Source organism: Bacillus sp. ISL-47 (assembly GCF_018613175.1).
GTDB lineage: Bacteria > Bacillota > Bacilli > Bacillales > Cytobacillaceae > Cytobacillus.
On the sequence record NZ_JAGGQS010000019.1, the window covers coordinates 51,857 to 71,601 of the forward strand.

The following is a 19,745-nucleotide window of genomic DNA, read 5'->3' on the forward strand; positions in this document are numbered from 1 at the left end:
TATGTGCCTGAATTAGTGCATAGTTAGGATTACTATAGTAGTTACACCGAAATTCCATGTTATTTTTCTTGTTTTCAATGCTTTTGTTTGTTAAAGTAATGCTAGTTGTAAAGTTATACATAGAGGAGGACTTTTAATATGAAAATGATGGATGCTAACGAAATTATTTCATTTATCCAAAACAGTACAAAATCAACACCTGTAAAGGTTTATGTAAAGGGTGATTTAGAAGGGATTGACTTCGGGCCTTCTGCTAAAACTTTTTTAAACGGAAATACTGGGGTTGTATTTGGAGAATGGGCTGAAATTAGCCAGGCAATTGAATCCAGCCAATCAAAAATTGAAGAGTATGTGATTGAAAACGACCGCAGAAACTCTGCAATTCCTTTGCTTGATATGAAAAATATTAAAGCGCGCATTGAGCCGGGTGCGATTATCCGCGATCAGGTTGAAATTGGCGATAATGCGGTGATTATGATGGGTGCATCCATTAATATCGGAGCTGTAGTCGGCGAAGGCACAATGATCGATATGAACGTTGTTCTTGGCGGTAGAGCTACTGTTGGGAAAAATTGTCACATTGGAGCAGGGACAGTATTGGCAGGCGTGATCGAGCCTCCTTCAGCAAAGCCTGTTGTCGTTGAAGACGATGTTGTTATCGGTGCTAACGCAGTTGTTCTTGAGGGAGTAACTGTAGGTAAGGGGGCTGTTGTTGCTGCAGGCGCAATTGTTATTGATGATGTAGCTCCATATACAGTTGTTGCAGGAACACCGGCACGCGTTATTAAAGAAATTGATGAAAAGACAAAGTCCAAAACAGAAATCAAGCAGGAACTTCGTCAACTATAATGGCATAACTCAAAAAAGCGTGGATCTCATATCCGCGCTTTTTCTTGAATAGAAGAAGGGGGAAGCTGGCATGGGTGCGATAAATCCTTTTACGGAGATACGACGTGAACTACATAAAATACCCGAATTGGGGTTTCAGGAATTTAAAACACAGCAATTTTTATTAAACTATTTATATTCTCTCCCGCAAGAAAACATGGAAATTAAGACATGGAAAACAGGTATTTTTGTAAAAATAAGCGGCAAAAATCCCTCTAAGATGATTGGATACCGAGCTGATATTGATGGACTGCCAATTGTTGAAGAAACGGGCTTACCTTTCAAATCGGAGCATAGTGAGCAAATGCATGCCTGCGGACATGATTTCCATATGACGATTGCTTTAGGGCTGATCACTAGATTTACAAAGGACCGTATCAACGATGACTTGCTATTTGTTTTTCAGCCGGCGGAAGAAGGGCCTGGCGGTGCAGAGCCTATGCTGAAAACGAATATTATGCAGGAGTGGAAGCCTGACATGGTTTTCGCTTTGCATATTGCTCCAGAGTATCCTGTAGGAACGATTGCCTTAAGAGAGGGGTTGCTGTTCGCCAATACATCCGAACTATTTATCGATTTAAAAGGAAAGGGCGGCCATGCAGCATATCCGCATCATACAAACGATATGGTCGTAGCAGCCTGCGCCTTGGTTAGCCAGCTGCAGTCAGTTGTTTCGAGAAATGTGGACCCGCTTGACAGTGCAGTCATTACAATTGGAAAAATCACGGGCGGTACTGTACAAAATATAATCGCTGAAAGAGCAAGACTTGAAGGAACCATCCGTACTTTGTCACCTGAATCCATGGAAAAAGTAAAAAGCAGAGTACAGGCTCTTATAAAAGGTATTGAGGTAGGGTATGAGTGTGAAACTGCAATTGATTTTGGCAGCATGTATCACCAAGTATACAATGAGGAAAGCTTAACGAGAGAATTCATGGATTTTACCCGCGCCAATACTGACATGAATGTTATTGAATGCCGGGAAGCAATGACTGGAGAGGATTTCGGCTATATGCTCGAAGAAATTCCAGGATTTATGTTTTGGCTTGGAGTCGATTCGGAATATGGGCTTCACCATTCCAAGTTAAATCCAAATGAACAGGCGATCGAAAAAGCAATCGAGTTTATTGCATCTTATTTGAAATATAAAGGATAATCGATAGGGGATGCCTGCTGCAGGCATCCCTATTTCGGCAGGAGAAACGTCCTTAATTGTGAACTTAGCGAATAACAATGAAAACTATCAAATAAATCTAGAATTTTAGCTAACAAATCCGGCATTTTAGCAACGAAAAGTACAAAATTAGCGAATAAAATGGTAAAAATAACAAATAAACTTGCTAAAACGTTGGCAGTATAATTTAGAAGACAAAATCTGATTGTTTAAAGCAGAAATTATTTCTGCAAAGAGAAACATCCGAGATGAACTTCCATATTTAACAAAAAGGCTGATTCTATGAATCCTTTTTTCAAAGAATTCACAGAACCAGCACTACTTTTTTTAAAAGTTACCCGTTTTCTCGCTCCGTACCTGCTTGCTTCTGTATAAGAACTTGATGTGGAAATGGAATCTCAATGCCATGTTCGTCTAAAGCTTCTTTTAGTGTTTTTCTAAGCTCCCGCTCAACAGCCCACTGTTCCATGTTTTCCGTTTTGGCAATGACCCTTAATACGACATCTGATGAACCTAAAGTTTGCACGCCAATTACATTCGGACCTTCTACAATCGACTGGTTCTCAGCAGCGATTTTGTCGCATGTTTTCTGAAGAACAGCGATAGCTTCGTCAATATTGTCATTATAGGAAATACCAATATCAACGAGAGCTCGCATATTCCCGCGTGAGTGATTGCTCAGGCTGGTTACTTCACGGTTGGGAATAAAATGCAATGTACCATCAAATCCGCGAACCTGTGTTGTTTTTAGACCAATTTGTTCTACAATTCCAGAGTAGCTTCCTGTGGTAACATAGTCACCAACATCCATCTGCCTCTCCAAAAGGATGAAAAAACCTGTTACAACATCGCTTACCAGACCTTGCGCACCAAATCCAATCGCCAATCCAACTACACCTGCTCCAGCCAGAATAGCAGTCGCTTCAATTCCAAATATTTGCAGAACCGTTACAATAAAAATAAAGATAAGTACGTATGAAAAGATATTTTTAGCAAGACTCTCAAGAGTTTTCGATCTGCCTGGAGACACTTTTTCCTTTTTGCTAATACCATCAAAACTTTTATGTATGATTTTGTTTCCTGCGGCTTTTACTAGTAGAAACGCAATATAGATGGCTGCAAGTTTAAACAGGATTATGCCTGCTTCAATTAGAATTGCTTCCCAATTGATCTGCGAGAAATTTATTTTCTCCACTTCACCACTTCCTTTCAGTTTGATTAAAGTCATTATTTTATCGTACTGCTGTTTTATATGCAACCTCGCCTGGGGTTCCAGCAATTTTACGAAATGCATTTCATTTTATTATTTTGTGAAGATTTGTTAAACTTAAATGGAAAATATACCAACTGGACAATCTTAATGTAGGTTTAATTTGAAAGAATAAGGGCAAAACATTTAATGGGCTTTTGAAAGTGTAAATTATAATTGATATCTTTTTAAAATAATTATAATTTATGTTGACTCGGGAATTTGAAACAACTATAATTATTTATGTGATTGGAAAAGGCAAGTGAGAATGTACATAAGAAATTCTCATTTAAAAAACATATTGGAGGGATTATGCATGCCAGAACGTATGGTAGGTAAACAAGCACCACGTTTCGAAATGGACGCAGTAATGGCTAATAAGGAATTTGGAAAAGTAAGTCTTGAAGAGAACATGAAAAACGATAAGTGGACAGTTCTATTCTTCTACCCAATGGACTTCACTTTTGTATGTCCTACTGAAATTACTGCTATGTCTGATCGCTACGATGAGTTTGAAGATCTAGATGCAGAAGTAATTGGTGTATCTACAGATACAATCCACACTCACTTGGCATGGATTAATACAGACCGCAAAGACAATGGTCTTGGAGAATTAAAGTATCCATTAGCAGCTGATACTAATCATGTTGTATCCCGCGACTATGGTGTTTTAATTGAAGAAGAAGGTGTAGCTCTTCGCGGACTATACATCATTAACCCTGAGGGCGAATTGATGTACTCTGTTGTTAACCACAACAATATTGGCCGTGACGTAGATGAAACTTTACGTGTGCTGCAAGCTCTTCAAACTGGCGGACTTTGCCCAGCTAACTGGAAACCAGGCCAAAAAACTTTATAATATTGGAATTTTATAATTTAAATAGGAAAGACCTAACGATTGTTAGGTCTTTTCTTGCACTAGAAGCTTTAATGTAATTACGTAATCAAACAAAAGAGGAGGAATTGCGATGAAACTGCGTGAACCCATGCCGGAGCTGGCTGGCGCAACAGAATGGCTTAATGGAGAAGTGACTAAGGAACAGTTAATTGGTGAAAAGCCAACACTTATCCATTTCTGGTCTGTGAGCTGCCATTTGTGCAAAGAGGCGATGCCACAAGTAAATGAATTCCGTGATCAATATAAAGACCAATTAAATGTAGTGGCCGTGCACATGCCTCGCTCCGAGGACGACTTAGATCTTGAAGTTATTAAGAAAACAGCTTCAGAGCATAATATTTCACAGCCTATTTTTGTGGACAGTGAACATAAACTGACTGAAGCTTTTGAAAATCAATATGTGCCGGCTTATTATGTTTTTGATAAGGACGGCAACCTTCGTCACTTCCAGGCTGGCGGAAGCGGTATGAAAATGCTCGAAAAGCGTGTCAACCGTGTACTGGATGAGATGAAGAAAAACGAGCAGTAAATATAAGTGATCAGGCAAATGCCTGGTCTTTTTTTTTGCAAAACCGTGGTATTGCAAATGCTTGATTATGCTCTGTATGAATTGCAGCCGGAAGGTGGAATTATGCATTATTCCTTCATGCAGTGCTTATTCAGAATTCTGCGGGAATAGCGTAATCATGAGAGACCCCGCTGGCATAGAACAACGAGGAGTGTCAGAAGTCCATGGAAAGCTAATGGCTGCAGCAAAAATCAACACCCTGGTTAACCAAAGGGTTTATCTAGATCATATTAAAGAATATAAGCCTTTTTACCGATCTTTAAAGCAATTTTTAATATGGGAATTGGATTGGAATATAACTCAATTAAAGGAGGTTTTTAAAAAAGTGGAAAATTCACATAAAAAAGGGTAGAAAAATACTTCGAAACCCGATATATTTAATGATACATTCTAATTTTTCTAAATTTTCCACAACTTGAGGGGAGGAATGCAGATGGAAACATTTAAAAAATTAAAGCAATATTATTGGCCTTTTAAAAATTATTTTATTTGGTCAATCCTATTTCTGTTTTTAGTAACGGCCATAACAGTTGTGTATCCGATGATTCTGCAGATTACAATTGACGAGGTTGTAATGGGGGGGAAATATGAATGGATCCCTTATTTGGCCTTAGGTTTTATCGCCATAATGGCTGTTAAAGGTGTTGCGACTTATATCCATCAATACACGGGTGATTTATTCGGAATTACATCTGTTTATAAGCTTAGGAACTCTCTTTATGAAAAGCTGCAGTTTTTGTCTTTCCGATATTATGACAACGCAAAAACGGGAGACTTAATGTCTCGATTAACAGCAGATGTAGAAGGTTTTCGATTTTTTCTTTCATTCGGTTTTTCAGAACTAATCCGTTTCTTTTTATTAGTCTTAATCAGTATTTCAGTCATGTTCTACTATTCTATACCATTAACTATAGTAACTCTTATAACGCTGCCCTTTCTGGCAGTTGTCACCTTCAAGTTTGATAAAGCTGTACACCCGGCATTCAGGAGTATTCGAAAATCTTTCGGACGCCTGAACACCAAAGTTCAAGAAAATATCAGCGGCATTAATACAGTGAAATCATTATCAAGAGAAAATTACGAGATCAATAAATTTAATGATTCCAATAGCGACTATAAGGACAAATATCTGTTTACTTCGGATATTTGGGCTAAGTACTTTCCGTTAATGGAGTTTCTGGGAAATTTAAGTGTTGTATTGCTGCTGGCTTACGGCGGCTACCTAGTAATGGCAGGCAGTTTAAAGCCAGGGGAGTTAGTTGCTTTTTATAGCCTTGTTTGGTACATCATGTGGCCAATCATGAACCTTGGATTTATTGTAAATCTTTTTTCGCAATCCAAGGCATCAGGCGAACGGCTGCTTGAGATATTGGAAGCCGATAATGAAATTGAAAGCAAAGAATCTTCTATCGAGGTTGAACGCCTGTATGGGGAGGTTGAATTTCGAGATGTAACCCTGAAATATACAGAGGAGGACAAAGATGCACTAAGCAAGATCACTTTTCATGCACAGCCAGGGAAGGTTATCGGCTTAATCGGTTCAACGGGGTCAGGGAAAACAAGTCTTACACAACTTCTGACAAGATTTTACGAGCCAGTTGAAGGAGAAGTGCTTATTGACGGAGTGAATGTAAAGGAATACTCACTAAAGTCGCTTAGAAGAAACATTGGCTTTGTGCTCCAGGAATCATTTCTATTTTCTTCTTCTATTAAAGCAAATATAGCCTTCGGAAAGCCTGATGCATCGATGGAGGAGATTATTGAGTCTGCCAAACGGGCACAAGCACATGATTTTATCATGGAGCTTCCGGAAAAGTATAATACGGTTCTCGGAGAAAGGGGAATGGGCCTTTCGGGAGGCCAGAAACAGAGGATCGCTATAGCCCGAGCTCTATGCTCTGATCCAAGCATTTTAATTTTGGATGATGCTACAAGTGCAGTGGATATGGAGACCGAATTCAGGATACAGAAAGCATTAAAGGAAGTTATGGCAAACCGAACGACCTTTATTATTGCGCACAGAATTTCTTCTCTTAAACATGCGGATGAAATCTTGGTTCTGGAAAATGGAACTGTAGCAGAAAGAGGCACACATGAAATGCTGCTAAATAATAAGGGCCCTTATCAGAGAATTTACGATATTCAATACCAGGACCGTGAAAAGGTTCTCCAATCACATGCAGGCTAGGAGGTGCTCATTTGAAAAAGGAGAAAAATGAAAAAGTATTAAATAGATTCCAATATTCAACAGAAGAAGTAATTGAGAAACCGTTCAACTGGAAACAAATGCTGCGTCTTTTCAGTTATATGAAACCATATCGAAAGGACTTGCTCCCTCTTTCCATCATAATGGTTTTAATCAATACTGGAGTACGGCTTTTAATTCCTATTTTAATAGGTGTTTATACACTTGATAAGGCCCTCATTGAAAAGGATGGCCAGCTTCTGGCTTTCCTGGTTGCATTAATAGCAGGGCTTTACACAATGTCTTATATAGCAAACTACTTTCGGATTAAATGGATGAATATGCTCGGGCAAAGTGTTATTTATGATATTCGAAAACATCTTTTCACTCATGTCCAGACGCTTTCACACCGTTTCTTTGACCAGCGTTCGGCAGGTTCCATATTAGTAAGGATAATGAATGACATTAACTCTTTGCAGGAACTGTTCACGAACGGTGTAATCAACCTGTTAATGGATCTTATCATGCTCGCAGGTATCTTTATTATCTTATTTACTCTAAGTCCTGAACTGACACTGGCTATTATGGTCATATTGCCAATCATGTTTTTTATTTCTACCTCTTTGAGGCGAAATATTAGACGTTCCTGGCAAACGGTTCGGTTAAAACAATCAAAGCTGAACTCCCATTTAAATGAAAGCATTCAGGGAATCAGAATTACTCAGTCATTTACACAGGAAAAAGAAAATATGGCGTTTTTTGATGGTGTAAATACAGAGAATTTTGAAAGCTGGCGGATGGCCTCACAGAAAAACGCTATGTTCAGGCCGCTAGTTGAATTGACCAATGCATTAGGTACTGCTGTTTTAATTTGGTATGGGGTGAATTTAATCCAGAGTGACGCCATTACTATTGGTGTATTTGTTTCCTTTGCATTCTATCTGGGTATGTTCTGGGAACCGATTTCCCGGCTTGGCATGGTATATAACCAACTGCTGATGGGGATGGCTTCTTCTGAAAGGATCTTCGAATTTCTGGATGAAAAGCCAATCGTTTCAGAAAAAACTGATGCAATTGATCTTCAGGATATAAAAGGGCATATCGAGTTTGAAGATGTCGTCTTTTCCTATGATGAAAAAAGAACTGCTTTAAACGGGGTAAGTCTTGAAATGATAGCCGGGCAGACTGTAGCACTTGTCGGGCACACAGGCTCCGGAAAAACAACGATTGCCAATTTAATCAGCCGTTTCTATGATCCAACTGGCGGAGCTGTGAAAATTGACGGTTATAATTTGCGGGATGTATCGCTATCCAGCTTGCGGCATCAAATAAGTGTGGTGTTGCAGGATACTTTTATTTTTTCGGGAACGATTTTTGATAACATCCGTTTTGGAAGGCCTGCTGCCACGGATCAAGAAGTAATGGAAGCTGCCAAAGCGGTAGGTGCTCATGGGTTCATAGAAAAACTGTCAAATGGGTATAAGACCGAAGTAGAGGAACGGGGAAATATTCTTTCGGTAGGGGAGAGACAGCTTTTATCCTTTGCCCGAGCATTGCTTGCAGACCCGCGCATTCTCATCCTGGATGAGGCAACGGCAAGTATAGATACTGAGACTGAAATGAAAATCCAGGGGGCATTAAAGACACTCTTAAAAGGCAGAACGGCCATAATTATCGCACATAGACTTTCAACCATTCGCGAATCTGATCAAATTTTTGTATTGGATCACGGAAATATTCTTGAACAAGGAAATCATGATCAGCTGATGGACATGAAAGGTGAATATTATCATTTAGTAAAAGCCCAATTTAATATGCTGGAAGCCATCTAAAACCTCCTATGGAGGTTTTTTTTGTAACATTATTCCAACAACTAACGTCTTCATAATCAATAGAAGATAAGAGGGGGCATTAGAACAATGTGTAATAAATTTTTCATTTTCTGGTTTTGCATAATGGCCATGCTAGCAGGATGCAGCGCTGGCTCATCCGAAAAAAGTCTGGATACTTCTGCAGGGGGAGAAAAAATGGCCGTTGAAGAAGATATAAGTAATGAATCGGAAGAAAATAAAAATGAGTCAACGGCTATTTCCGAAGGGAATTCCACAGAAGAAGAGCTGAAGACTAATAAGGGAAATGATGGCAGGATGGTCATATTTAGTGCGGAACTATCCATAAGGGTTAAAGATTTTCAAATTTCCCTAAAATCGCTTGAACAAAAGGCAGCTCTATATAATGGGTATATTGTAGAATCGAACATTTATAAAGAGGGGGAAGAGCATACCAGCGGCACGATGAAAATCCGAATACCTGCAGACAATTTTCAAAGCTTCTTGCATGATACTGAGGGAATAGCGACAGAGACCCTTGAGAGGATTGTCAGCGGACAGGATGTTTCTGAAGAGTTTGTTGATCTTGAATCAAGGATCCGGTCGAAGCGTGTGGCAGAAGAGCGCCTCATTGATTTTATGAAAAAGGCCCAAAAGTCAGAGGACTTATTAAAGATTTCTGCAAATCTCTCCGCAATCCAGGAAGAAATCGAACAGATTGAAGGACGGATGAGATATTTAAAGAACCAGACTTCTTTTTCAACTGTGAATATCCGTTTATTTGAGAATAAAGTTATTGTGCCTTCATTGGACAGTAAAGATTTAAATACATGGGAAAGAACAAAAAAACAGCTGGCAACCAGTACTAATTGGATGATTGCAATCCTATCGGGTGCTGTGGTAATGGTGATTGGCAACCTGCCTTTCATCTTCGTATTCATAATTATAGCCGGAGCTGCAATTTTATGGACAAAGAAAAGAAAAGGTTCAGAAAAACGGGAATAAATCTGTCTCCTAATTGCAATCCTGCTTGCTTACCAGCTGCTAATGATAATATGTTATTATTATTTATATTGAAAACAGGGTTGGAGGAGTTTGAAATGAAGAAAGAATTTGCTGTTATCGGTCTTGGCCGTTTTGGAGGCAGTATCTGTCGTGCGCTCGCTGAAGAGGGTATGGAAGTAATGGCGATTGATTTAAATGAAGACCGGGTAAACGAATTTGCCAGAATCGCATCACATGCAGTGGTTGGTGATACGACTGATGAATCGGTGATTAAAAGCCTAGGCATAAGGAACTTTGATCATGTAATTGTTGCAATTGGAGACAATATACAGGCATCCATCCTGACAACTTTAATCTTAAAAGAACTTGGGGTCAATAAGATAACTGTTAAAGCCCAAAATGATTATCATGAAAAAGTGTTAAGGAAAATAGGAGCAGACCATGTTGTCCATCCTGAAAGAGATATGGGCAAAAGGATTGCACATAGTATCGTCTCAAATAACGTTCTTGATTATCTTGAGCTTTCTGATGAGCATAGTATTGTTGAAATTGTTGCGAATGAAAAGCTTGCAGAACATAGCATTATTGATCTTGATATCCGTGCCAAATATGGAATTAATATTGTAGCAATTAAAAGAAAGAATGAAATAATTGTATCTCCTCAGGCAAATGAAAAAATTCAATATGATGATATTCTGATTGTCATTGGTGCGGATGTCGATATCAACCGCTTTGAAAAGAAGGTAATGTCTTAAATCCATGTTTAGGTAAACTTGCCTGTTGATATCCAAATCAGGTGAATGCTTTCCGCGGTCCTGAGAGCTCCTCAGCTCCATGCACATCTGCGGGGCTCCTTTGACTCGCTTCTCCTGCTGCTTGAGTCAAGCGTCTTCCGCTCTAATCAACAGGGTGCCAATATTAACACTGAGCTTTAACCAAAACTTACGTAGAAAAGGCTGAATCACTCAAATGAGCGATTCAGCCTTTTTATTATACTTCCATTATAATTGGTAATATCATTGGACGACGCTTGGTTTTTTCATAAAGGAATGGGGCAAGTGTATCTGTGATCTCGTTTTTGATTTCAGACCATTGTGTTGTTCTGCGTTCCATTACCTTGCTTAAGTGCTTAGTAATAAGAGCTTGGGCATCATTGATTAAGTCTCCTGATTCTCTCATGTAGACAAATCCGCGGGAAATCAAGTCAGGGCCTGAAGCAATTTTAAAGTCTTTCATATTAATGCTGACTACTACGACAACCAAACCTTCCTCAGAAAGAATTCGGCGGTCCCTAAGTACAATATTTCCAATATCTCCAATTCCGCTTCCATCTATATAAACAGAACCTGAAGGGATTTTGCCGGCCACTTGTGCAGCATCTTCGCTGAGTGCCAGTACTTCCCCGTTATCCATAATGAAACAGTTTTCTTCATCCACACCACAGTCAACCGCCAATTTAGCATGCATTTTCTGCATTCTGTATTCACCATGTATCGGCATGAAGAATTTTGGTTTTATTAATCGAAGCATAAGCTTTTGTTCTTCTTGGCCGCCATGTCCTGATGTATGGATATCGCTCAATTTGCCGTAAATAACCTCTGCGCCTGCACGGGAAAGCCTGTCAATTGTACGGCTGACACTGATTGTGTTCCCTGGAATAGGTGAAGAAGAAAATACAACAGTATCACCAGGTATAATTTGAATCTGGCGGTGGGTTCCGTTAGCGATTCTTGACAATGCTGCCATCGGTTCCCCCTGGCTTCCTGTACATAGGATTGTCACCATGTTTGCCGGAAGTCGATTGATTTGGTGAGCGTCAATGAAAGTATCTTTAGGGGCTTGAATATATCCAAGTTCCTGCCCAATATTAATCGCTGCTTCCATGCTTCTTCCAAAGACAGCAATTTTTCTGCCATTTGTTACGGCCGCTTCTGTCACCTGCTGCAGGCGGTGAATATTAGATGCGAATGTCGCAAAAATAATCCTGCCCTCCACTTTTCGGAAGATATCGTGAATGCTGTCGCCTACACGGCGCTCAGACATTGTAAATTCAGGAATTTCACTATTTGTACTATCTGAAAGCAGGCAAAGGACACCTTCTTTTCCGATTTCAGCCATTTTAGTTAAGTTTGCAGGTTCACCAACAGGAGTGAAATCAAACTTAAAATCTCCCGTATGAACAACTTGTCCAGGAGGTGTTTTTACAACAATCCCATATGAGTCCGGAATACTATGAGTTGTGCGGAAGAATGTTACAGAAGTCTTTCTGAATTTAATGATGTCATCTTCCTTAATTTCATGCAGGGTAGTCTGCCTTAGTAAGCCGTGTTCCTCAAGTTTGTTTCTAAGAAGGCCAAGCGCAAGTTTTCCGCCGTATACTGGGATGTTTACCTCTCTTAATAGATACGGAATTCCCCCAATATGGTCTTCATGTCCATGTGTAATAAATAATCCTTTTATTTTATCTTCATTTTTCACTAAATAGGTATAGTCAGGAATAACATAATCAATTCCGAGAAGCTCATCTTCAGGAAATTTAATTCCCGCATCAATCAGAATTATTTCATCCTGGAACTGTACAGCATACGTGTTTTTACCGATTTCTCCCAAGCCGCCTAATGCAAAAACGGCTGTTTGGTCATTTTTAACAAATTTCATAAATTATCCAATCTCCAATACTTTAAAGTCTTCATTTTGTTTTTCATATTCCAGGAATTCGCCTTCCACGGCTGTTACGAACTCAATATTATATGGACGATCAGCCAGCTTTGTGCGGACATCTCTTTCGGAATTGCCTTCAACAAATATTGTTTTTGTTTTTTCTCTGACTGGCACTTCTGTTTTAGAATCCTGATAATATACCTTGAAAATCATTTCAATCTCTCCTTAATCCGATATAACTTTTTCTATTATATTAAATAATAACATGTATTACATGTTTTTTCTTGTTTAGGATGAATTCCGCTCCAGCTGGAAGCAGGTGGTGCGGAGTGAAAACTATGTAAAAAAGTGTACTGATAACCAATTTACAATAAGGAAGGAGCCCTTCGCAAGTTTGAAGGGCTCAAAATTGTCAGGCAATAGACTTTTTTCGAAGCATGTCGTTCCACTGTTTTAAGAGCTTCTTTCTTAGCTTCTTCAACATAGTGGATCATCTCCTTACTTTCTATTTTAAACGATCCTTGTCCAAAGTAAAGGAAACAAGGGGGTTTAAAACAGATTTAGTTTTAATAATGGTCTCTTTTTAGTTATATTATATGATGGAATATGAAAATCTCTCGTGGGGAAACTTGGAAAATCCATTGCAATTTTTACAGTATGTGTCTGAACACTCTGTATTCCTTAGAAAGCAAATTGACAATTTCCCTTTAAGGGTTTAGTGTTTTAACGAAAGAAAAAGAGATAAAGGTTGTGGAGCGGATGGGGAAGCTTTATGGAGCTTTATTGCTATTAAGCCTGATTTGGGGAACCTCATTTCTATTTATTAAGATTCTGCTGGAGGACATAAGTCCGGCGGCTGTCGTATTTGGAAGGTGTTTGTTTGGTTCCGCAACGCTAGCTTTTATTGTACTTATAAAGAGGGAAAATATTGTATTTAAACGGTTGCCGATGAAAAAACTGATATTGGTAGGTTTTTTAAATAATGCTTTGCCATGGCTCCTGATTTCAGCTAGTGAAATGATGATATCTTCCAGCATGGCTTCAGTGCTGAATGCAACTACTCCAATTTGGACTCTTTTGATCGGTTCATTATTTTTTACTGCTGCGCTTGGCAAAAATCAGTGGCTAGGCATTGTGATTGGTTTTATCGGAATTTTAATACTATCTGATATCCATACAGCTGATTTATTATCAGGAAATACATATGGTGTACTTTTAATGTCGGGTGCTGCTTTTTGTTACGGAGCTGGCACGCATCTAACAAAAAAACACCTTTCTGGTGTATCCACCCTGCAAATTTCGCTGTTTACACTCTTTGCAGCAACTATCATTAGTTTTTTTGCCATGCAGTTTTTATCGCCAACACCTATAAACAAATTTATGGAGGCTGTTATATTTCTTCCGCTAATTGGTTTGGGAGCTTTTGGTTCAGGAGTTGCCTATCTGCTGTATTATTATTTAGTGAAAGAGGGCAGCCCTGAATTTGCGTCATTGGTAACGTACATTGTACCAGCATCAGCAATCGTTTGGGGAGGCATTCTCCTTAAGGAAGAAATCCACTTGTCAATGATGATCGGGCTTCTTATTATTTTTGCGGGGGTATATATAACATCGAAAAAGGAGCGTTCGGCAGGCAGGAAAGCTGCCGCTTGAATCAGCTTGATTATGCACGAAAGGAAGTTTGTAGATATGAAAAAAATTGTTTTCTTCGATATTGACGGGACCTTATTGGATTTTGATAAAAAGCTCCCTGACAGTACAAAGGAAGCTATAGAACAGTTGAAAAAGAATGGAACATTTGTGGCCATCGCGACCGGGAGAGCCCCTTTTATGTTCGAAAGCCTAAGGGATGAGCTTGATATTGATTCATTTGTCAGCTTTAACGGACAATACGTAGTTTTTGAGAATGAAGCTATTTACCGTAACCCTTTAAAAACATCTGAAATTGAATTGCTTTACAAACATGCTCAGGAAAACGGGCATCCGCTTGTATTTATGAATGAAAAAACCATGAAATCTACAATCCGGCATCACGAGTTTATAGAAAAAAGCATGGGAAGTCTTAAGTTTCCCCATCCAGAAGAGGATAAGGCCTTCTTTAAAGGCAGGGAGTTATATCAGTCATTGCTTTTTTGCGAGGAAAAAGACGAACACATGTATTTTTCAGAATATCCGGATTTTGGTTTTATCAGATGGCATCCTTACTCGGTAGACGTTTTGCCTGCGGGAGGCTCTAAAGCTGAAGGAATTAAAAAAATGATTGAACGGCTGGGCTTTGATTTGAAGGATGTATACGCTTTTGGAGATGGCTTAAATGATATTGAGATGCTGAATGCTGTGGGTACCGGGGTGGCTATGGGCAATGCAGCAGATGTAGTAAAAAAAGCAGCTGACCGGGTTACAGCTTCGGTCGATAAAGAAGGAATATGGAATGGATTGAAAGAGCTTCAATTAATTTAGCTGTAAATAAAACTTTTTTTAACAGAGCCACTAATAAAGGGAAGTCCTGATGCAAGGTGGACTTCCCTTTATTATATGCCACGCAACATTAATATGGAGAAATTGATTATCTTTCAATTGCTATGGCATTTTCAATTGGAAGAAACGGATTTTGTTTATTAATATGGTCGTAAAACATGATGCCGTTCAAATGGTCTATCTCATGCTGAAATACAATTGCAGGCAGCCCCTTTAATCGAAGCTTTACTTCTTTTCCTTCAAGGTCTGTACCTTTTACTGTTACTTTTGCATACCTGGGAACAAAACCGGGTATGGATTCATCAACCGATAAACAGCCTTCACCTGCAGCTAAATAAGAACGTTGTACAGAATGGCTAACAATCTTTGGGTTGAAGAGAGCATAACTTAAAAGCTCATTATTATCTGTTACATGTACAGCAATCATTCGTTTAGGAATATTTATTTGGGGTGCCGCTAAGCCTATTCCAGGCCTCAATCCATATCTCGAAGCCAATTCAGGGCTTTGGCTGTTTCTTACATACTCAAGCATATCTTTTAATATTTGTTGATCTCCCTCGGATGGAGGAATGCTCACTTCTGAGGCAATTTGCCTTAAGGTAGGATGACCATCGCGTATTATATCTTTCATGCTCAGCATGAATAATCACTCCCGCTATGTAATTAGTGTGTGTGGAGCAAGCAAGGATAAGCATAAAAAAAGTGCATGGATGCAGGTGCCAAATCCAGCTCATATGCTACTGTTGTTTTCTTTAGTCTAACAGAGTGCTGTGAAAAAGTTAATTAGAGAAGGCACCAAGGGCACCTTCTCCAAAAATTAAAATTTCCAGCAAGCGCAGCCAACAATGATCAAAAGAATAAACAAAACAACAATCAACGCAAAACCTCTGCCGTAACCAGCACCTGCAACAGCTCCTGGATAACAGCAGCCAGAACCGTATCCGCCATATCCGTACATGAAGGATAACCTCCCTAAAGTAGATTATCGTCCATATTTTTTTGTTAGTCGCATCGGACGATTAATATAGCCTATGTGAGAGAAGATGTTTGGTGTAGGCCTTTGCCCAAGTCATAAAGGAAAAACGAAATGAATAGATTAAAAAAGGCAAAAGCTCCAGGAAAGGACAAGCTGATAGAGAGGTGTGAGTGAAACTCGACAAAATTTGTCATTCCAATAGGCTATTGTCAAATGGTGCAAGTACCGATATAGTTAAAATTGTTAGAAGTAAGGAGGTATCATCGTGTCTATTTTTAGCAAATGCCGCCTGTTGCTGGTTTTATCCATAGGTGCTATTTTCCTGACAGGCTGTATGAATCAGCCCACTCCAGAGGAAAAAATGTATGAGATTCTTGAAAACGTAGTGGCAAAAGAGAAAACTTTTGAGGAGCAGCAGGATCCGCTTGTAAACCTGGAGAAAAAAGAAAAGGATTTATACGATAGAATTATTGCCCTGGGAATGAAGGAATTTGACGAAATTACAAAGCTTTCAGATGAAGCATCTTCCATAGTCGATCAAAGGAAGGATCACATGGAAAAAGAGCAGGAGAGCATCCAGGCATCTAAAGTGGAATTTGAAACTTTATTGCCTATTATAGAGGAAATAGAGGATAAAAAGGTAAAGGAAAAGTCCAAATTATTGTATGAAATTATGATGGAAAGATATAAAATCCACGATGTGCTTTATAAAGACTATTCCAAAGCGCTTGAATATGATAAAGAGCTTTATGCGATGTTTAAGAAGGAAGACCTTTCACTTGAACAGCTGGAAGAGCAAATCAGCAAAATAAACGATATGTATGAAAAAATACTGGCTTCAAATAAGCAGTTCAACGAAAAAACGGAAGAATACAATGAAGCAAAGCTATCTTTTTATAAAGAAGCAGGGCTTGAAATTAAAACAGAAGATTAAGGGTGGAGCCGGCAAAATAAATTGCCGGCTTTTCTATTGGCTGTTTTCGTAAAGTTTGTTGCTTATTCGAGGAAGCTTATTCAATGTCCTTCGGGAAGAGAGGGAGCGGGAGACCCAGGCGTGAAACGCCGAGGAGCTCTGCTCCTCCCCGCTTCAATGCGTGACTGGAGCGGAAATCAATGGGCAAGCTTTATAGTCCAGAAACAACAATCCTTAAGAAAAGAGCCTTTTTATTTCAAAGGTGGATCCAAGGTATATATCACTTTGATTTAGTTCTTCAGAAAAAAAGGATAGGGCAGCAGCCTTTTTTTATTTTTTCAGAATAATACTACACGGAGTAACTTTACTATAACACAAGCAGGTTTAGAAGATTTTTATAGTACAGGTGAGGTACTATAGATAATACAGTTTTGATTTTGTGAAAGTATATAAAAAGTATGATTACAATGTAAAAACATAAGACAAGGTAATTGACGTACGTGTCATAGGTATATTAAACTTATTCTCGTAAATAATTCTGTATCAATTTAGTTGCAAATTAAACTAATACAGAATATGATAGTTAAGGATGAACAGAAAGACGTTTTTTTAGTTAAGATCTGTGGAAAACTAATTAAAAGTATGCATTTGGCAGAATTAAGATTTCTGCTATTAAGAGATACTTTATAAAGCACAGCGCCTGATAGAAAAAATTAATTAGTATTAATAGGATTTTTCTAATATGGCTTCATTTTGGGTAACCTAAATTTTGTGTATAAAAACTCTTAATTAACGTCTTTTTATGAAAGGAAAGGGTGACTGATATGGCTTCGAAAACAAAGAAGGCACAATTCGACGCGAAAAAACAGCTCGAAACAGTTGAAGAACAGTTCCAAACTCTACAAATTTTAAGTGAAGAAGGCAAGGTTGTTAATGAATCAGCAATGCCTGACTTAAGCGACGAGCAACTGCAGGAATTAATGCGCCGCATGGTATATACACGCATTCTTGACCAGCGCTCTATTTCACTAAACAGACAAGGCCGTTTAGGCTTCTATGCACCAACAGCAGGACAAGAGGCTTCACAGCTTGCTTCTCAATTTGCATTGGAAAAAGAAGATTTCATTCTTCCTGGCTACCGTGATGTGCCTCAAATTATTTGGCACGGCCTTCCTCTATACCAGGCTTTCCTTTGGTCAAGAGGACACTATGAAGGCGGAAATATCCCTGAAGGTGTAAATGTTATTGCTCCTCAAATTATTATTGGTGCTCAATACATCCAAACTGCGGGTGTGGCACTTGGCATGAAAAAGCGCGGCGAAAAGAAAGTTGCCATTACTTACACTGGTGACGGCGGTGCCTCACAGGGTGACTTTTACGAAGGAATTAACTTTGCAGGAGCATTCAAAGCACCGGCAATCTTTATCGTTCAAAATAACCGATTTGCTATTTCAACTCCAGTTGAGAAACAATCTGCTGCTAAAACCATTGCACAAAAAGCAGTTGCTGCAGGAATTCCTGGTATCCAGGTTGATGGTATGGACCCGCTTGCTGTATATGCTGCAGTGCGCGAAGCTCGTGAGCGCGCAATAAACGGTGAAGGCCCAACTCTTATTGAAACGCTTACTTACCGTTATGGACCACACACAATGGCAGGGGATGATCCAACTCGCTACCGTACATCAGATCTTGATAACGAGTGGGAAAAGAAAGATCCTCTTGTTCGTTTCCGCAAGTTCCTTGAAGACAAGGGAATCTGGAACGAAGATATGGAAAACGAAGTTATTGAAAAAGCGAAGGATGATATTAAAGAAGCCATTAAGAAGGCTGATGATACACCTAAGCAAAAAGTAACTGACTTAATGAAAATCATGTATGAAGAAATGCCTCACAACCTAAAAGAACAATTTGAAATTTATAAAGAAAAGGAGTCGAAGTAAGCCATGGCGCAAATGACAATGATTCAGGCAATTACTGATGCCCTGCGCACAGAATTGCGTAACGATCCGAATGTTTTAGTATTCGGTGAAGATGTAGGCGTAAACGGCGGCGTTTTCCGTGCTACCGAAGGCCTTCAAAAAGAATTTGGCGAAGAGCGTGTATTTGATACACCACTAGCTGAATCCGGAATCGGCGGTCTGGCAGTCGGTCTTGGTTTACAGGGCTTCCGTCCAGTTCCAGAAATTCAATTCTTTGGCTTCGTTTATGAAGTAATGGATTCTATTTCCGGCCAGCTGGCGCGTATGCGTTACCGTTCCGGAGGAAGATACAGTGCACCGGTTACAATCCGCTCACCATTCGGAGGAGGCGTACATACTCCTGAAATGCACGCGGACAGCCTTGAAGGTCTTATGGCTCAGCAGCCGGGATTAAAGGTTGTTATTCCATCAACTCCATATGATGCAAAAGGCCTGCTGATTTCAGCTATCCGCGATAACGATCCTGTTATCTTCCTTGAGCACATGAAATTATACCGTTCTTTCCGTCAGGAAGTGCCAGAAGAGGATTATTCAATTCCGCTTGGCAAGGCAGAAGTAAAAAGAGAAGGCTCAGACCTTACCATTGTCACTTATGGCGCAATGGTTCATGAGTCATTAAAAGCGGCTGAAGAGCTTGAAAAAGAAGGAAAATCTGTTGAAGTAATCGATTTGCGCACAGTTGCTCCGCTTGATATCGATACAATTATTGCTTCTGTTGAGAAAACAGGAAGAGCTATTGTTGTTCAGGAAGCACAGAAGCAAGCAGGTGTTGCAGCAAATGTGGTTGCTGAAATCAATGACCGTGCAATCCTGAGCCTTGAAGCTCCAGTCCTTCGTGTAGCGGCTCCAGATACTGTATTTGCTTTCCCGCAAGCTGAAACAGTGTGGCTGCCAAACTATAAAGATGTAATCGAAACAGCTAAAAAGGTTCTTGAATTTTAA

General features: G+C 39.4%; 19 protein-coding genes. 14 read left to right on the forward strand and 5 right to left on the reverse strand.

From position 1 onward, the window contains the following. Positions 1-138: 138 nt before the first annotated feature. Positions 139-849 carry a 2,3,4,5-tetrahydropyridine-2,6-dicarboxylate N-acetyltransferase gene (gene dapD / locus J7I93_RS06585; protein ID WP_214724505.1) on the forward strand — a complete coding sequence of 237 codons (711 nt, stop codon included), beginning with the start codon at positions 139-141 and terminating at the stop codon, positions 847-849. Positions 850-919: 70 nt separating this feature from the next. Then, entirely contained in the window at positions 920-2,044 is a 1,125-nt protein-coding gene (locus J7I93_RS06590; protein ID WP_214724507.1) for an N-acetyldiaminopimelate deacetylase, read from the forward strand. Positions 2,045-2,396: 352 nt separating this feature from the next. Here the strand turns inward: J7I93_RS06590 and J7I93_RS06595 are convergent, their stop codons facing one another. Further along, a complete protein-coding gene (locus tag J7I93_RS06595; protein WP_251025756.1) occupies positions 2,397-3,290 on the reverse strand; it encodes a mechanosensitive ion channel family protein in 894 nt (297 codons plus the stop codon). Between the two features lie 337 nt (positions 3,291-3,627). Between J7I93_RS06595 and J7I93_RS06600 the strand changes: the two genes are divergently transcribed. The 7 genes from J7I93_RS06600 to J7I93_RS06630 all read left to right on the forward strand — a co-directional run bounded on the left by J7I93_RS06600 (position 3,628) and on the right by J7I93_RS06630 (position 10,551). Continuing rightward, on the forward strand, positions 3,628-4,170 hold the full coding sequence (locus J7I93_RS06600; RefSeq protein WP_214724509.1) for a peroxiredoxin: 543 nt from the start codon (positions 3,628-3,630) through the stop codon (positions 4,168-4,170). Between the two features lie 109 nt (positions 4,171-4,279). Continuing rightward, positions 4,280-4,738, forward strand: coding sequence for a TlpA family protein disulfide reductase (locus J7I93_RS06605; protein ID WP_214724511.1), 459 nt, complete (start codon positions 4,280-4,282; stop codon positions 4,736-4,738). A 157-nt stretch (positions 4,739-4,895) separates the two neighbouring features. Beyond that, positions 4,896-5,129, forward strand: coding sequence for a hypothetical protein (locus J7I93_RS06610; protein WP_214724513.1), 234 nt, complete (start codon positions 4,896-4,898; stop codon positions 5,127-5,129). 81 nt (positions 5,130-5,210) lie between these two features. After that, positions 5,211-6,965 carry an ABC transporter ATP-binding protein gene (locus tag J7I93_RS06615; protein WP_214724516.1) on the forward strand — a complete coding sequence of 585 codons (1,755 nt, stop codon included), beginning with the start codon at positions 5,211-5,213 and terminating at the stop codon, positions 6,963-6,965. Positions 6,966-6,976: 11 nt separating this feature from the next. Then, entirely contained in the window at positions 6,977-8,794 is a 1,818-nt protein-coding gene (locus J7I93_RS06620) for an ABC transporter ATP-binding protein (RefSeq protein WP_214724518.1), read from the forward strand. An 87-nt stretch (positions 8,795-8,881) separates the two neighbouring features. Further along, complete coding sequence (locus tag J7I93_RS06625; RefSeq protein ID WP_214724520.1) at positions 8,882-9,796, forward strand: DUF4349 domain-containing protein; 915 nt, start codon at positions 8,882-8,884, stop codon at positions 9,794-9,796. 95 nt (positions 9,797-9,891) lie between these two features. Continuing rightward, entirely contained in the window at positions 9,892-10,551 is a 660-nt protein-coding gene (locus tag J7I93_RS06630; RefSeq protein WP_214724522.1) for a potassium channel family protein, read from the forward strand. Between the two features lie 235 nt (positions 10,552-10,786). Here J7I93_RS06630 and rnjA read toward each other — a convergent pair whose 3' ends face one another. Together rnjA and J7I93_RS06640 are read right to left on the reverse strand one after the other, a co-directional pair. After that, positions 10,787-12,454 (reverse strand): ribonuclease J1, encoded by a 1,668-nt coding sequence (rnjA, locus tag J7I93_RS06635; protein WP_214724524.1) that lies wholly within the window; start codon positions 12,452-12,454, stop codon positions 10,787-10,789. Between the two features lie 3 nt (positions 12,455-12,457). Then, entirely contained in the window at positions 12,458-12,670 is a 213-nt protein-coding gene (locus tag J7I93_RS06640) for a DNA-dependent RNA polymerase subunit epsilon (protein WP_214724526.1), read from the reverse strand. A gap of 546 nt (positions 12,671-13,216) precedes the next feature. Between J7I93_RS06640 and J7I93_RS06645 the strand changes: the two genes are divergently transcribed. After that, positions 13,217-14,110 (forward strand): DMT family transporter, encoded by an 894-nt coding sequence (locus J7I93_RS06645; protein ID WP_214724528.1) that lies wholly within the window; start codon positions 13,217-13,219, stop codon positions 14,108-14,110. Positions 14,111-14,146: 36 nt separating this feature from the next. Next, the gene (locus J7I93_RS06650; RefSeq protein ID WP_214724530.1) at positions 14,147-14,917 is read left to right on the forward strand and encodes a Cof-type HAD-IIB family hydrolase; all 771 of its coding nucleotides are present in this window, start codon (positions 14,147-14,149) and stop codon (positions 14,915-14,917) included. Between the two features lie 106 nt (positions 14,918-15,023). Here the strand turns inward: J7I93_RS06650 and def are convergent, their stop codons facing one another. After that, the gene (def, locus tag J7I93_RS06655; RefSeq protein ID WP_214724532.1) at positions 15,024-15,575 is read right to left on the reverse strand and encodes a peptide deformylase; all 552 of its coding nucleotides are present in this window, start codon (positions 15,573-15,575) and stop codon (positions 15,024-15,026) included. Positions 15,576-15,752: 177 nt separating this feature from the next. Further along, complete coding sequence (locus J7I93_RS06660) at positions 15,753-15,893, reverse strand: YjcZ family sporulation protein (RefSeq protein ID WP_214724534.1); 141 nt, start codon at positions 15,891-15,893, stop codon at positions 15,753-15,755. A gap of 283 nt (positions 15,894-16,176) precedes the next feature. Between J7I93_RS06660 and J7I93_RS06665 the strand changes: the two genes are divergently transcribed. From J7I93_RS06665 to J7I93_RS06675, 3 genes are all read left to right on the forward strand, one after another. Next, entirely contained in the window at positions 16,177-16,845 is a 669-nt protein-coding gene (locus J7I93_RS06665; protein WP_214987936.1) for a YkyA family protein, read from the forward strand. Positions 16,846-17,648: 803 nt separating this feature from the next. Continuing rightward, a complete protein-coding gene (gene pdhA / locus J7I93_RS06670; RefSeq protein ID WP_214724536.1) occupies positions 17,649-18,764 on the forward strand; it encodes a pyruvate dehydrogenase (acetyl-transferring) E1 component subunit alpha in 1,116 nt (371 codons plus the stop codon). A gap of 3 nt (positions 18,765-18,767) precedes the next feature. Then, positions 18,768-19,745 (forward strand): alpha-ketoacid dehydrogenase subunit beta, encoded by a 978-nt coding sequence (locus tag J7I93_RS06675; RefSeq protein ID WP_214724538.1) that lies wholly within the window; start codon positions 18,768-18,770, stop codon positions 19,743-19,745.